The 15,034-nt window shown below is 44.8% G+C and carries 11 protein-coding genes, 2 tRNA genes and 1 other annotated feature; all 13 genes read right to left on the bottom strand.

Going from position 1 to position 15,034, the window contains the following annotated elements; genetic code table 11:
* Positions 1-8: 8 nt before the first annotated feature.
* The 13 genes from rlmB to DWZ93_RS01255 all read right to left on the bottom strand — a co-directional run bounded on the left by rlmB (position 9) and on the right by DWZ93_RS01255 (position 14,947).
* Entirely contained in the window at positions 9-773 is a 765-nt protein-coding gene (gene rlmB, locus DWZ93_RS01315; RefSeq protein ID WP_118451767.1) for a 23S rRNA (guanosine(2251)-2'-O)-methyltransferase RlmB, read from the bottom strand.
* The gene (locus DWZ93_RS01310; protein ID WP_118451766.1) at positions 770-1,225 is read right to left on the bottom strand and encodes a Mini-ribonuclease 3; all 456 of its coding nucleotides are present in this window, start codon (positions 1,223-1,225) and stop codon (positions 770-772) included. The genes rlmB and DWZ93_RS01310 overlap by 4 nt, the downstream gene beginning before the upstream one ends.
* Positions 1,210-2,616 (bottom strand): cysteine--tRNA ligase, encoded by a 1,407-nt coding sequence (cysS, locus tag DWZ93_RS01305; protein WP_118451765.1) that lies wholly within the window; start codon positions 2,614-2,616, stop codon positions 1,210-1,212. Before cysS ends, DWZ93_RS01310 begins: the two co-directional genes overlap by 16 nt.
* Entirely contained in the window at positions 2,603-3,301 is a 699-nt protein-coding gene (gene epsC, locus DWZ93_RS01300) for a serine O-acetyltransferase EpsC (RefSeq protein ID WP_118451764.1), read from the bottom strand. Before epsC ends, cysS begins: the two co-directional genes overlap by 14 nt.
* Before the next feature lie 201 nt (positions 3,302-3,502).
* Positions 3,503-3,765 (bottom strand) — a binding site (T-box leader).
* A gap of 15 nt (positions 3,766-3,780) precedes the next feature.
* A complete protein-coding gene (locus DWZ93_RS01295) occupies positions 3,781-5,322 on the bottom strand; it encodes a sensor histidine kinase (protein ID WP_243061046.1) in 1,542 nt (513 codons plus the stop codon).
* Positions 5,294-6,007 carry a response regulator transcription factor gene (locus DWZ93_RS01290; RefSeq protein ID WP_118451763.1) on the bottom strand — a complete coding sequence of 238 codons (714 nt, stop codon included), beginning with the start codon at positions 6,005-6,007 and terminating at the stop codon, positions 5,294-5,296. Before DWZ93_RS01290 ends, DWZ93_RS01295 begins: the two co-directional genes overlap by 29 nt.
* Positions 6,008-6,122: 115 nt before the next feature.
* A complete protein-coding gene (locus DWZ93_RS01285) occupies positions 6,123-7,145 on the bottom strand; it encodes a GNAT family N-acetyltransferase (RefSeq protein ID WP_118451762.1) in 1,023 nt (340 codons plus the stop codon).
* Positions 7,146-7,697, bottom strand: coding sequence for a 2-C-methyl-D-erythritol 2,4-cyclodiphosphate synthase (ispF, locus tag DWZ93_RS01280; protein WP_118451761.1), 552 nt, complete (start codon positions 7,695-7,697; stop codon positions 7,146-7,148).
* Positions 7,698-7,861: 164 nt separating this feature from the next.
* Positions 7,862-7,935, bottom strand: a tRNA-Met gene (locus DWZ93_RS01275).
* A gap of 49 nt (positions 7,936-7,984) precedes the next feature.
* Positions 7,985-8,057, bottom strand: a tRNA-Val gene (locus DWZ93_RS01270).
* Positions 8,058-8,182: 125 nt separating this feature from the next.
* Positions 8,183-9,364: an acetate/propionate family kinase gene (locus DWZ93_RS01265; RefSeq protein ID WP_118451760.1), complete on the bottom strand. Its 1,182-nt coding sequence runs from the start codon at positions 9,362-9,364 to the stop codon at positions 8,183-8,185.
* A gap of 142 nt (positions 9,365-9,506) precedes the next feature.
* The gene (gdhA, locus tag DWZ93_RS01260) at positions 9,507-10,841 is read right to left on the bottom strand and encodes an NADP-specific glutamate dehydrogenase (protein ID WP_118384076.1); all 1,335 of its coding nucleotides are present in this window, start codon (positions 10,839-10,841) and stop codon (positions 9,507-9,509) included.
* A gap of 293 nt (positions 10,842-11,134) precedes the next feature.
* The gene (locus DWZ93_RS01255; RefSeq protein WP_118451759.1) at positions 11,135-14,947 is read right to left on the bottom strand and encodes a phosphoribosylformylglycinamidine synthase; all 3,813 of its coding nucleotides are present in this window, start codon (positions 14,945-14,947) and stop codon (positions 11,135-11,137) included.
* Positions 14,948-15,034: the final 87 nt, after the last annotated feature.

Below are 15,034 nucleotides of genomic sequence, written 5' to 3'. Positions count from 1 at the left end.
CTGAGTCTTTATCCCAATCTCTGTCTGACAATCTCATAAGCCAGTACACCTGCCGCCACCGATGCATTCAGGGAATCAATATCACCTTTCATCGGTATACCTGCAACAAAATCACAATTTTCTTTCATCAAACGGCTGACACCTTCGCCTTCATTGCCGATCACAAGACCGATCGGTCCTTTCAGATCCAGGTCGTACATCACCGTACCATCCATATCTGCACATACGAACCACAGTCCCTGCTTCTTCAGATCTTCTACCGTCTTCTTCAGATTAGTCACACGGGCAACCGGCGTATAATTCAGTGCTCCTGCCGATGTTCTCGCTACTGTCGCAGTAAGTCCTACCGCTCTGCGCTTTGGAATGATCACGCCGTGTGCTCCCGCCAGATTAGCTGTACGAATGATTGCGCCCAGATTATGGGGATCTTCAATATTATCCAACAGGAAAATGAACGGATCTTCGCCACGACTCTTTGCAAGTTCCAACATATCTTCTACCTGCGCATACTCATAAGCTGCCGCATGTGCAATCACGCCCTGATGCTTTCCGGTCTCTGAAAGCTGATTCAGGCGTTCCTTTGTAACAAACTGCAGGATCACATCATGCTTCTTCGCCTCACGCACGATTGTACGGATCGGACCGTCCTGGCATCCATCCAGTACATACAGCTTATCCATCGGCTTGCCAGAACGCAGTGCTTCCAGCACTGCATTTCTTCCTTCTATTACGAGACTCTTACTCTCTTCATAATTCTCATTCATTTCTTTCATGACTGCTCCTCATTGTTATCCAGACTGTCCAGTCCCGTTTTAATCAGTTCCAGCATTCTCTCATATCTGCGCTGCAGATAGAGATACCCCATAAGTGCCTCGAATCCGGTGGCGCGTCTGTAATCTGTCACAGACTGATTCTTTGCCGGACTGATCGTCTTGGAATTACGTCCGCGCTTATAGATCTGATGCTCCTCTTCCGTCAGTTCGTCCTGCAGCACACGCATCATTTTCGACTGACTGGAGGCCTGTACGATCTGACTGGTCTCCTTGTGGAGCTTTTTCACCTGTTTATTGCCCCGGTTCAGTACCAGGTTCTTAATCACTAAATCAAATATGCAGTCCCCGATATATGCCAATGCAAGAGGTGAATAGGTCTCCGCCTCCACCTCCTGCATCTGAAACATCTCCTGCATATAAGTATCAAAATCCCACTTTATGCTTTTTTCCATTTTACTCCTTCTCTGGTATCCAGAAGTACAATTCCCTTTGCCGCCAGTTCATCACGGATCTCATCGGCTCTTGCAAAGTTCTTCTCTTTTCTTGCTGCCTGACGCTCTGCGATCAGTGCTTCAATCTCATCATCCAGTATTTCTTCCTTCTTGTCAACAATAAGTCCCAGTACATCAGTAAGTTTTACAAGCAGGTCATAAAGTGCCTTTGCATATTCCTTTGAACCTTCTGTCGTGGCTGTTGTATTAGCATATTTAACAAGATCAAAGATTGCTGCGATTGCATCTGCTGTGTTGAAATCATCTTCCATTGCAGTTTCAAATGCAGTTACGAATTCTTTTGTCTTAGCCAGATTATCTTTTTCAGCATCCGTCATGGATTCTTCTTTTGCCTGTTCCATCATGTAGCGAAGGTTATCTGCCGCGTTCTGAATACGCTCCAGACCGTTCTTAGATGCCTCCATCAGTTCCGCGCTGAAGTTCAGTGGACTTCTGTAATGTGCACTCAGCATAAAGAAGCGAAGTATCTGCAGATCATACTGCTCGCTGATCTCACGGACTGTACGGAAGTTGCCGAGAGATTTACTCATCTTGTGGTTATCAATGTTCAGAAATGCATTGTGCATCCAGTATTTGGCAAATTCTTTGCCGTTGCATGCCTCACTCTGTGCGATTTCATTCTCATGATGTGGAAATACCAGGTCTTCACCACCAGCGTGAATATCGATCTGCTCGCCCAGATATTTTTTTGACATTACAGAGCATTCGATATGCCATCCCGGACGTCCATCACTCCACGGAGACTCCCATGCCGGCTCGCCTTCTTTCTTTGGTTTCCAGAGTACGAAATCCAGCGGATCTTCCTTCTCGTCCTCACCGCTTACCAGCAGGGCACGATTACCGGAACGCAGATCATCCAGATTCTTATGAGATAATTTGCCATAATCTTTGAACTGTCTGGTACGGAAGTATACGGTTCCGTTCTTCTCATATGCATAGCCTTTCTCGATCAGAGTGCTGATCATATCGATCATCCCGTCAATTTCCTGTGTAGCCAGCGGATTAGTAGTAGCCGGCTCAATGTTCATGCCATCCATATCCTTCTTGCACTCTTCGATATAACGCTGAGAAATCTCCTCTGCCGGAACACCCTCTTCGATCGCTTTCTTGATGATCTTATCATCTACATCTGTAAAGTTGGATACATAGTTCACATCATATCCTTTGTATTCAAAGTATCTGCGCACGGTGTCGAACACGATCATTGGTCTTGCATTACCAATATGAATAAAGTTGTATACGGTTGGTCCGCAGACATACATTCTTACCTTACCTTCTTCGACCGGTACAAATTCTTCTTTTCTTTTGCTCATGGTATTATACAGTCTCATTCTTCTTCTCCTTTTTTGCTTTATCTTTATTATTCTTTCTCAGTTCTTTTTCCAATTCACTGACTCGTTCTTTCAGCATAATGTTATCTCGCTGCAGCTGGCTGATATCGCTGGTAACCGGATCCGGAAGATGTACCTGATCCATATCCGCTCTCGGGATCTTCAGATTACCCATCTTCACGATACGTCCCGGAACACCAACCACAGTACAATTCGGCGGCACTTCATTCAGCACCACAGATCCTGCTCCGATCTTCGAATTCTCTCCTATGGTAAATGATCCAAGCACCTTTGCTCCGGCACTGACCATAACATTATCTTTCAGGGTAGGATGACGCTTGCCCTGTTCCTTGCCGGTACCGCCAAGAGTTACCCCCTGATACAATGTTACATTGTCGCCAAGTTCTGCTGTCTCTCCGATGATCACACCACTTCCGTGGTCAATAAATAACCCCTTGCCGATAGTTGCTCCCGGATGGATTTCAATACCCGTCTTTCTGGTAGCTCTCTGGGAAATCCATCTTGCCAGAAAATAATGCTTACCGAGATACAGCTTATGTGCAATCCTGTAACTCAATATCACTTTGAAACTTGGATAAAGAAACACTTCCATATTGGACTTGATCGCGGGATCCCTTTCCCTGATCACATTAATCTCTTCCCGTATATAGGATAACACTCCCATACAAAACTCTCCTTTTCATTCACACTAAAAAGTAGTCCGCATGTTATTATATCCGTTCAGAGCCACTTCCAAAATGCTGTTCTGAACGTAAATCATCGGAAGTGCCAAAAGGCACATTCCGAGATTGTACGCGGTCGTCAAGGTCCTTAGCAAGCTAGGACTTTGACTCGTCGCGATACAAATAAAAGCTCCGTCTCTTATAAAAGAGACGAAGCTTAACTCCGCGGTTCCACTCTTATAGAGAACCTGACTTCTGACACTTTTCGTATCTGTCTGATTCTCCACTCCTGTACGCGTAACGTGCGTCTTACGTGCCCGGCTAATAATTGACTCACAGACAATGGTTCACCAGACCGACTCCCGAATGCACTTCAGAAACACTTCCCTCAGGACTGCTTACAGCCGGTGACAATCCCTCTCTGCCAGTTCCGCCATTTCTTACTCTCTTCGTTCTGCGTCTTTCTCATATAGATTATATCTTATGCGAATTCCGGCGAATTGTCAACATTTTTAACCGCTTTAAGTGGAAATCTGACTTCCACTTTAAACATATCTCCTTCTACCGTCAAACAGAAGGTTCCCTGCTGTAATTCGGTGAAGCTTCTGGCAATCGCAAGTCCAAGTCCGGAGCCTTCTGTATTGCGGGATACATCCCCCCGCACAAAACGCTCCGTCAGATCTTCTGCCTTTACCGTTATCTCTGCCGCAGACACATTGAGAAGCTGAATCACAGCTTCATTGTCTTCCCGGCATACCTTCGTATATACTCTGGTTCCGTGCATGGCATATTTGGAAATATTCACCAGCAGATTTTCAAATATGCGGTACGTCTTCTGACTGTCCAGTTCACAGATCAGCTTTTCCTCCGGCCAGGTACAGCGAAAGCTCAGTTCTGCTTCTTCAAATCTGCTGTCCAACTCCAGCTTTACCTGTTTAAACAGATTTCCCACGTCCACATCCATCTTGTTGAGAATTACCGTCTGGCTGGTTGCTTTACTGATCTCGAACAGATCCTCGATCAGCACCTTCAGGCGCAGAGATTTCTTTTCCAGTATCTGGATATACTCTTCCCGCTTCTCCTCATCCTTTTCCAGTTTCAGAAGATCCACATAAGTAATAATCGCGGTCAGCGGAGTCTTGAGATCATGCGACATATTCGTGATCAGTTCCGTCTTCATCTTCTGGCTTTTCACCTCTTTGTCTACCGCTTTCTGGTAACCATCCTGAATTTTCTCCAGTTCTTTCTTAAATGGATTAAACACACCCAGATCATCGGTCACTTCTACATTCAGGTTACCTTCTGCCATCTGATTGGTCGCATTTAACAGCAATGCATATTTATCCTTCAGATCGTTAAAATACTTACGCAAAATGAAGAATAATATGATTGAATAAATCACAACTGCTACGATTCCATAGAACCACAATACGGTAATTACCGTCAGAATCAGCGCATTGATCAGCACGATTTTCAATATTGTTTTATTATTCCGGTCGGTGAAATCAATATTATCAAAGGAACAATATACTTTCTCTATCCCTTTCTGTGCTTTTTTTATTGCCTTACTGCACCATCCCGGAATCTGTTTCCCATAGCGCACCAGAAGCACCCGTTCTTTCACATAAGCCGAAACTCCCATCACATAAACCTGACGTACACAGCCAGAACACCAGTAAGCGGCTGCGATAACAGCCATGCCCCACAGCATTTTTCCAGTTCCATCCTCCCGCATCATCAGCCATGGAAGTCCTCCGAACACGCCGGTTCCCACAGCAATGGATCCAACAAGGATTACCAATTCAAGAGGCGCATAAAATATTTTTTCATTGCCCGTCTCAAAAAATCGGAACATCGGAAATATCCACGCAGCCACTGCCATTACTACCATTTCTGCCGCCACATCGTTTGCCGCCTCTGACGTAGTCATATACATGTTATCGAGATTAACACTGAGGCAAAGTACAAAAAGCACCCATATTACCACAAATAATTTATGCCTGTTTTTCAATTTTGTATCCAACTCCCCACACCACCTTCAAATATTTAGGCTCTCTTGGATTGATCTCAATCTTCTCCCGGATATTGCGGACATGAACCATGATTGTATCCGTATTGATCGCTCTTTCATTCCAGACACGCTCATAGATCTCATCTGCCGAAAATACTCTTCCCGGGTTCTTCATCAACAGCAGCAAAATCTTATACTCGATGGGAGTCATTTTCACCAGTTCACCGTCCACTGTTACTTCCACGGTATCCTCATTGAGTTCCAGACCTCCTACCGTATACACATGCTCCTGCTGTTCTTTTGCACCGAGTCGTTCCATAAATCTGCTGTATCTGCGGAGCTGAGAGTTTACCCTGGCGAGCAGTTCCATTGGGGTAAATGGCTTCGTCACATAGTCATCAGCTCCCATGTTCAATCCCAGAATCTTATCTACTTCTTCTGATTTGGCAGAAAGAAAGATAACCGGAAAGTCATATTTTTCCCGCAGCTTTGCCGTCATGGTGATTCCATCCATCCTCGGCATCATAATATCGACAATTGCCAGATGAATTTCTTCCCGGTTTATCACTTCCAGCCCTTCCACACCATCTGCTGCCTGATACACCTGATATCCCTGGCTCTTTAGATATATCTTAATTCCTTCCCGTATTTCCTTGTCATCCTCCACAATCAATACATGATTATATGTTCCACTCATTCCAATCAGCCTCCTGTTTCATCTACGCCTTTAGTATAGGGATTCATTCTTAAAAGAAGCGTTCGGAATTTCCAAAGATTTTCTAAAGAATATTTCCGCACGCTTCTGTTTTCTGCTACACCTCTTCGTCCAGACGAATCTTAGACAATGGTATAATCTTCTTCATTTCTTCCTTCATCCGATCTGACATGGAGACTCCTTCTTCCAGACATATTTCTTTTACTGTCTTTACTCCAAACAATAATTCACCCAGCGCTTCCACCGACACTGTACCCTCGCTGTTCTCTTCTTTACCGTCCATCAGCATTACGCCAGAATGTTCCGTACCGGTCACTACCACCGTACGGTTATTCTCTTCAATGATCGGATCCGTAATCTGAAAGCACACCGCGGTAAGTTCACGCAGACTCACGGACGACAGCATCCGTTTAGCATCCGTAATACGGATCATAATCTTCGGTGCTTCTTCCTCTTCCTGCTCCGGGACATACGGACAGTTTCCGACCAGATGCCCATTCAGATAATACAGCATCAGCTTCGCACCCTCACTGGCATATTCTTTCATCAGCCGCTCGTAATACATTTCGCTTTTCAGCGTATATACCTGATAGCCTTCTGCTTCCAACGCTGCATTTTCCGCATTCACAAGCATCGGAATATCCTGATTTGCCACCGGACGCACCTGACAGGTGATGCCATTTTCCAGCTGCACTTCTCCTTGTTCTCCAATTGGACAATACTCCAACTGTTGCTCATACACTGTACGAAATCCATACGGCGTATAGATTGCTTCTGCCGCTGGCATCAGATAGGTAAAACTCTCACCTTCCCGATACATATCCTTCAACGCCATCTCTAGCAGTGCTTTCATAAAGCCACGTCCCCGATATGACTCTCTGGTCGCAACCGCCACGATATAATTTGCCTTCTTTTTCATGCCATTTACATTCAGTTCATACGGATTCAGATGCAGCATTGCCTGGATTCCTCCATCCTCTTCTGCCACATAAATCTGATTATCTTTCGTTTTCTCGGTATAATAATAATCTACGAAGCGCTTACTGTCCTCACTGAACACTTCTTCATACAACGGTCTGGTAAGTCCATGCTCTGTCTGCTCCAAATGTCTAACTTTCATCTATTTTGCTCCTTTCGGGCATCCGCCACATCCCTGGCATCCGCTTTCTGCACCAGTACCTACCGCATAGCTGTAATCTCGGATGCTTTCCAGTGCTGCAATCGCCTGGGAGGATATCCCTTCCCCAGTTCCGGTGAAACCGAGCCCTTCTTCGGTTGTTGCCTTAATATTGATCTGGTCTACTTCAATTCCAAGTGCTTCTGCAATATTCGCCCGCATTGCCTCAATATGCGGTGCCATCTTCGGGCGCTGTGCAATGATCGTAGCATCAATATTGCCGATTACGTAGAGATGCTCTTCCAGAAGCCCTCTTACATGCTGTAACAGCTTCACGCTGGAGATTCCTTTATATGCCGGGTCTGTATCCGGAAAATGCTTCCCGATATCCCCCAGTGCCGCTGCTCCAAGCAGCGCATCCATAATCGCATGGATCAGCACATCGGCATCTGAATGACCAAGAAGTCCCTTTTCATACGGTATCTTCTCACCGCCAAGGATCAGGTCTCTTCCTTCTACTAATTTATGGACATCATATCCCATACCTATTCTCATATATATCATCCTCCCTGGATATTTTTCGTAGTTTCTGTCTGCTGTATACGCAGGCAGGGTTCTCCTAAAGGATAGCATATGTATTCTGCTTTTTCAAAAAAAGTTTTCTACACGGAGGCTTATTGCACAAAAAAAGAAGCTCACATTCGTGAACTTCTTTTCAGTAGCGGGAACTGGATTTGAACCAGCGACACCACGGGTATGAACCGTGTGCTCTAGCCAACTGAGCTATCCCGCCATACTCTATATTCAGTTCTTATCGAACTGCTTACAGCTTGTTGCTGTAATGGGACCTACAGGGCTCGAACCTGTGACCCTCTGCTTGTAAGGCAGATGCTCTCCCAGCTGAGCTAAGATCCCTTTCGTTCAGCAGGTTAAGTTGTTTCCCTCAACCTGCTTCGCTATTATACAATTATTTCAAGGCAAATGTCAACACCTTTTTTGAATTTTTTTAAAAAAATATTTTTTATATACTTTTCACGCAATTATAAAGCATATGTTTTCCGTGCCACGCCCAGTTCTTCATTAGCCGGAATCACTTCTATTGTCACCGGAGAATCATCTTTAGAAATACATGCCGCCTCGTTACCGACCGCCTGATTCTTCTCTTCATCGATCCAGATACCCATATGTGCAAGCTTGCCACACACCTTAGCTCGGATATTTGCATTATGCTCGCCAATACCTGCCGTAAACACCAGATGATCCAGTCCTCCAAGCTCTGCGTAGTACATACCAATATAACGCACAATATCGTTACAGAATATATCAACCGCAAGCTTCGCCCTCTCATTGCCTTCTGCTGCAGCTTCTTCTACCAGGCGAAGATCATTGCTCACACCCGAAATGCCCTGCAGGCCTCCGTTCTTAGTCAATCCATAAAGAACATCATCCAGATCCATTCCCTCTTTCTGCAAAAACGGAATAATAAATGGATCAATGTCACCACAACGGTTGGAATTATTGATTCCTACCTGCAGCGAGATTCCAAAGCTGGTGTCTACACTCCTGCCATCATCAATCGCACACAAAGAACAGCTTCCACCCAAATGACAGGAAATGGTTTTTCCTGTAGATCCGTATTTTTCTGCCACTGTATCAGAGATATATTCATGGGATGCCCCGTGATAGCCGAGTCTGCGGATACCGTATTTCTCATACCATTCATAAGGAATACCATACATATAACGTTCTGCCGGAATGGTTCTGTGAAATGCCGTTTCAAACACACCTACAAGCTTCGCATCCGGTGTCAGTTTCTGGAACTGACGGATTGCACTCAGATAAGGTGTATTATGTGCCGGAGCAATCACCATATAATCCTCCATGCCCTGCAGCACGTCTGGTGTAAGCTCATGCACGCCATAATGATCCTTCGACAGCACCGTCTTAAATCCTACTCTCTCCAGCTCTTCCAGAGAATTTAATACTCTGTGCTCCGGATTCAACAGACAGTCCAGGAACTTCTGAATACCGTCTGTATACGTAGGAATGCACTGCTTTTCTAACTTCACCGCATATTCTTCCGCGTCCTGATAATGGAAGATTGCATTATCCTCACTTCCCACACGTTCAATCTTGCCTGTTGCAAGCACACGTTCTTCCGGCATATCAAATAATTTAAACTTCAGCGAGGTACTTCCCGCATTACATACTAATACCTTCATAAAAGCCTCCTTTTACTCATTCATGCATCCTAAAATCTTGAATTAACTATAGCATAAAACGAAAAAGGATGCCACAACACATTATATGTTATGGCATCCCGTCATTCTATATCAGATTACAATCTATGATTCTAAGTCGAAATTAGCAGATTCCCTGAGCCAGCATTGCATTTGCTACTTTCTCAAATCCGGCAATGTTAGCACCTACTACGTAGTTGCCCTTGTGTCCGTATCTCTCAGCAGCATCTACCATGTTGTGGCAGATATTTACCATGATTCCCTGAAGCTTAGCATCTACTTCTTCGAATGTCCAGCTCAAACGCTCGCTGTTCTGAGACATTTCCAGTGCAGATGTTGCGACACCGCCGGCATTAGCTGCTTTACCAGGTGCGAAAATAACTCCGTTCTCCTGCAGGTACTCTGTAGCTTCCATTGTAGTAGGCATGTTAGCACCTTCTGCAACCATCTTGCATCCGTTAGCAACAAGCTGTTTAGCATCTTCAATGTGAAGTTCGTTCTGTGTAGCACATGGGAGTGCGACATCACACTTAACAGACCATACACCACGTCCTTCATGATATTCTGAATTCGGACGGTAATTCTTATATTCTGTCAGTCTTGCACGTTTTACTTCTTTGATCTCTTTCAGTGCTGCCACATCAATTCCGTCCGGATCATATACCCAACCTGTAGAATCGCTACATGTAACAACCTTAGCACCAAGCTGCTGTGCTTTTTCAATAGCGTATGTAGCTACATTACCAGCACCAGATACAACAACCGTCTTGCCTGCAATATCATCACCATTAACTTTCAAAAGTTCTTCTGTCAGATACAGAAGTCCATATCCTGTAGCTTCTGTTCTTGCAAGTGAACCACCGTATGTAAGTCCTTTTCCTGTCAAAACTCCTTCGTATACGTTACGGATTCTCTTGTACTGTCCGAACATATATCCGATCTCTCTTGCACCTGTTCCGATATCTCCTGCAGGTACGTCTGTATCAGCTCCAATATGCTTGCAAAGCTCTGTCATGAAGCTCTGGCAGAATGCCATAATCTCTCTGTCAGATTTGCCCTTAGGATCGAAATCCGAACCACCTTTACCTCCGCCGATCGGAAGTCCTGTCAGGGAGTTCTTGAAGATCTGCTCGAATCCAAGGAACTTGATAATACCGATGTTTACTGATGGATGAAGTCTGATTCCTCCCTTGTATGGACCGATTGCACTGTTAAATTGTACACGGAATCCCTTGTTGACCTGAACCTGTCCGTTATCATCTACCCAAGGTACACGGAACAGAATCTGTCTCTCTGGCTCAACAAGTCTTTCGAGAAGAGCCTCTTTACGATATTTCTCTTCGTTAGCATCAACGATTGGCTTCAGTGACTCCAACACTTCTTTTACTGCCTGATGGAACTCTGGCTGTGCCGGGTTCTTTTCAATAACTTTTGCAATAACCTCATCAACGTATGACATTCTTTTGTCCTCCTAATTGCATATATTTTTCTCATATCATATTATATTACGAACCATCAAAAAACAAGAGGTTTTTTTGCTGTTTTTTGTTTTTTTTGCAATCCAATCTCCGTTTTCCTGCAAAAAAGACAAAAATAATCAATTCTTTTGTCCCTATTTTATACTTTTTATTCTCGCATATCATCTATAAACTATAAATGCTTTATTTTCGAATCTGCCACATTTTTTGCATCAACGCACAGACAGCCCTCCGGGATATACTTCCCAGAGGGCTGCCACACATTTCAATCAACTTATTTAAAATACTCTACACCTGATTCAAATACTTTCATATCCTGCTCACCATAGATATTAATTGCTACAGAACGTCCCCGTCTCTCGGAATGTGCCATCTTACCAAGCACTCTTCCGTCCGGGCTTGTGATTCCCTCGATCGCGCAGTAAGATCCATTGACATTCCACTCTTCATCCATGGTAATATTGCCCTCCGGGTCACAATACTGGGTTGCTACCTGTCCATTTGCAAAGAGTTTTGCAAGCCATTCCTTGTTAGCGACAAAACGTCCCTCTCCATGAGATGCAGGATTGGTATATACTCCGCCAAGCTCTGCTTTCTGAAGCCATGGAGATTTATTTGTAACCACTTTGGTATATACCATCTTGGAAATATGGCGTCCAATCGTATTGTATGTCAGTGTCGGTGCATTCTCATCCTGTCCTACGATATCTCCGTTTGGCACAAGACCAAGCTTGATCAGTGCCTGGAATCCATTACAGATACCAAGTGCCAGACCATCTCTCTCATTCAAAAGCTTCTGCACTGCCTCTTTCAGCTTTGCGTTCTGGAATGCAGTTGCAAAGAATTTGGCTGATCCATCTGGCTCATCACCTGCACTGAATCCGCCCGGGAACATGATGATTTGCGACTGACTGATTGCTTTTTCAAATACTTCTACCGAATCACGGATATCTGACGCATCCATATTGCGGAATACCTTGGTGATCACCTTTGCTCCGGCACGCTCAAATGCCTTGGCACTGTCATATTCGCAGTTGGTTCCAGGGAATACCGGGATGAATACTGTCGGCTGTGCGATCTTATGCTCGCATACATATACCTTAGATGCACGGAACAATCCATCTTCTCCAAGTTTGCCGTCAGCAGACTTCTCTTCTCCCACTTCCGGAACTGCACTTCCTGTTTCCTCTCCGGATACGGTCTTAAACACTCTTTCCAGAGTCTCTTTCCATGCGTCCACTGCTTCTTTCATTGTGATTATGGTATTACCATATACAAAGTTCGGCTCTGCAGTCACTTCACCGATCTCAACATATTCAAATCCAAGTTCATCAATCTTATCAGCTTCCACCTCAGCCACGATATCTGTAAATGCCGGTGCAAACAACTGACCTGCCGGAATCTCGTCAGACAGCTTCACGCCCATGCTATTACCAAATGCCATCTTGCTAACTGCCGGAACTACACCGTGACGATCCAATACATATGCAGATAATACCTTACCTGTATGCACTCCCTCCGAGAACTTCTCGTAAACTGCCATCAGTTTCTCATAATCCGGAAGATCATACTCTGCCTTTGGAGTCTTGATCCAGATCAGCTTGCTTCCCGCTTTCTTAAGTTCCGGAGTAATAATATCTTTTTCTTTTGCCACATCTACTGCAAATGATACCAGTGTCGGCGGTACATCAATATCCTCAAATGTACCTGACATACTGTCTTTACCTCCGATAGACGGAAGTCCAAATCCAAGCTGTGCATCATATGCGCCAAGCAGTGCTGCAAACGGCTGGCTCCATCTGTGCGGGTCTTCTGTCATACGACGGAAGTACTCCTGGAAAGTAAAACGAATCTTCTTATAATCTCCACCTGCTGCCACAATCTTAGCTACAGACTCTGTCACTGCATAGATTGCACCATGGAATGGGCTCCAGCTTGACAGATATGGATCAAATCCATAGCTCATCATCGTTACAGTATCACAGTCGCCCTTCAGTACTGGAAGCTTCGCGACCATTGCCTGTGTCTCTGTCAGCTGATATTTGCCGCCATGAGGCATGAATACGGAACCAGAACCAATGGAACCGTCGAACATCTCTACCAGGCCCTTCTGTGAGCATACGTTCAGGTCTTTTAATGTCTCCAGCCATTTCTCCTTTACATCTGTCACTTCCACTTCATCTGTGAGAATTGTATCTGCACGGTTTGGAATATCTACTGCTACCGTAGTCTCCTGATGTGCTCCGTTGGTATCCAGAAATGCACGGGACAGATTCACGATATCCTTGCCTCTCCAATTAAGCACCAGTCTTGGATCTTCTGTTACAACCGCCACCTTAGTAGCTTCCAGATTCTCTTCGCTGGCATATCCCATAAATTCATCTACATCTTTTGGATCTACGACAACTGCCATACGCTCCTGAGATTCGGAAATTGCAATCTCAGTACCATCAAGTCCTGCGTATTTCTTAGGCACCTTGTCCAGATCAATCTGCAGACCATCTGCAAGTTCACCGATTGCTACAGACACACCGCCTGCTCCAAAGTCATTACATTTTTTAATCAGACTGCTGACCTCTTCTCTGCGGAACAGTCTCTGAATCTTACGCTCTGTAGGTGCATTACCTTTCTGTACCTCAGCACCGCAGGTCTCGATAGACTCTTCTGTGTGTACCTTAGAAGAACCGGTAGCTCCACCACAGCCGTCACGCCCGGTACGTCCACCAAGAAGAATGATGATATCTCCCGGATCTGAAGTCTCACGGATAACCGCACGTCTCGGTGCTGCTCCCATAACTGCTCCGATTTCCATACGTTTAGCCACATAATTCGGATGATAAATCTCTTTTACTGCTCCGGTTGCCAGTCCGATCTGGTTACCGTATGAGCTGTATCCATGAGCTGCTTCACGTACCAGTTTCTTCTGCGGAAGCTTACCCTTAATCGTCTCTTTTACAGATACTGTCGGATCCGCTGCACCAGTCACACGCATAGCCTGATATACATAGGTACGTCCTGACAATGGATCACGGATTGCACCTCCCAGACAGGTAGCAGCACCACCAAATGGCTCGATCTCTGTCGGATGGTTGTGCGTCTCATTCTTGAAATTCACCAGCCACTCTTCTTCTACACCATCAACAGTTACAGGTACTACAATGCTGCAGGCATTGATCTCGTCAGACTCTTCCTGATCCTGTAACTTACCTTCTTTTTTCAACTTTCTCATCGCCATCAGTGCAAGATCCATCAGGCAGACAAACTTATCTTCTCTTCCCTTAAAGATCTCGCTGTGATCAGCAAGATACTGCTTATATGCGCCTTCAATCGGCTCTCTGTAATCACCATCACCAAAAGTTACATCCTTCAATTCTGTAGAGAACGTTGTATGACGACAGTGATCTGACCAGTATGTATCCAGTACCCGGATCTCTGTCATAGTCGGATCTCTGTGTTCTTCTCCTGCAAAATAATTCTGAATATGGCAGAAGTCACGGAATGTCATTGCAAGTCCCAGCGAATCATATAATGCTTTCAGATGTTCTTCATCCATCGTCTGGAATCCATCAAATACCTTTACATCCTCCGGCTCATCAAACTTTGTGATCAACGTCTCCGGCTTCTCTTCTTCTGCTTCTCTGGAATCTACCGGATTAATGCAATGATTCTTGATTGCCTCTAACTCTTCTGCTGAAATACAGTTATCGCCTTTTCCATGAATAATATAAGTCGTAGCTGTACGGATAACCGGTTTCTCATCCTCCTTAATAAACTGCACACACTGCTCTGCCGAATCAGCTCTCTGGTCAAACTGTCCCGGAAGGAACTCTACAGAAAACACACTGTCTCCCTGCATGACCGGAACGCTCTCTTTCCATAAAATATCTACCGGCATCTCAGCAAAAATACCTCTGCATGCCTTCTCAAACGTCTCATCAGACAGGTTCTCTACGTCATAGCGAATCAGGACTCTTACACTTTCTACATCCTTAATTCCAAGATAGCCCTTAATCTCATGTAACAGACCCTTTGCCTGAACTGCGTATTCTCCCTTTTTCTCAACAAACACCCGTTTTACATTACTCATAAAACTTCCTCCATATGGTTCTTCTCTACTAAATGTTGCTGTAAGGCCGGACGCCTTCTTATCTATGTCTTATCATACCACGCCTGA

This window comes from Dorea sp. AF36-15AT (assembly GCF_003477705.1).
Taxonomy (GTDB): domain Bacteria; phylum Bacillota; class Clostridia; order Lachnospirales; family Lachnospiraceae; genus Claveliimonas; species Claveliimonas ammoniilytica.
Note: the sequence above shows the minus strand (reverse complement) of the source record. Positions and strands in the feature narration are given on the sequence as shown.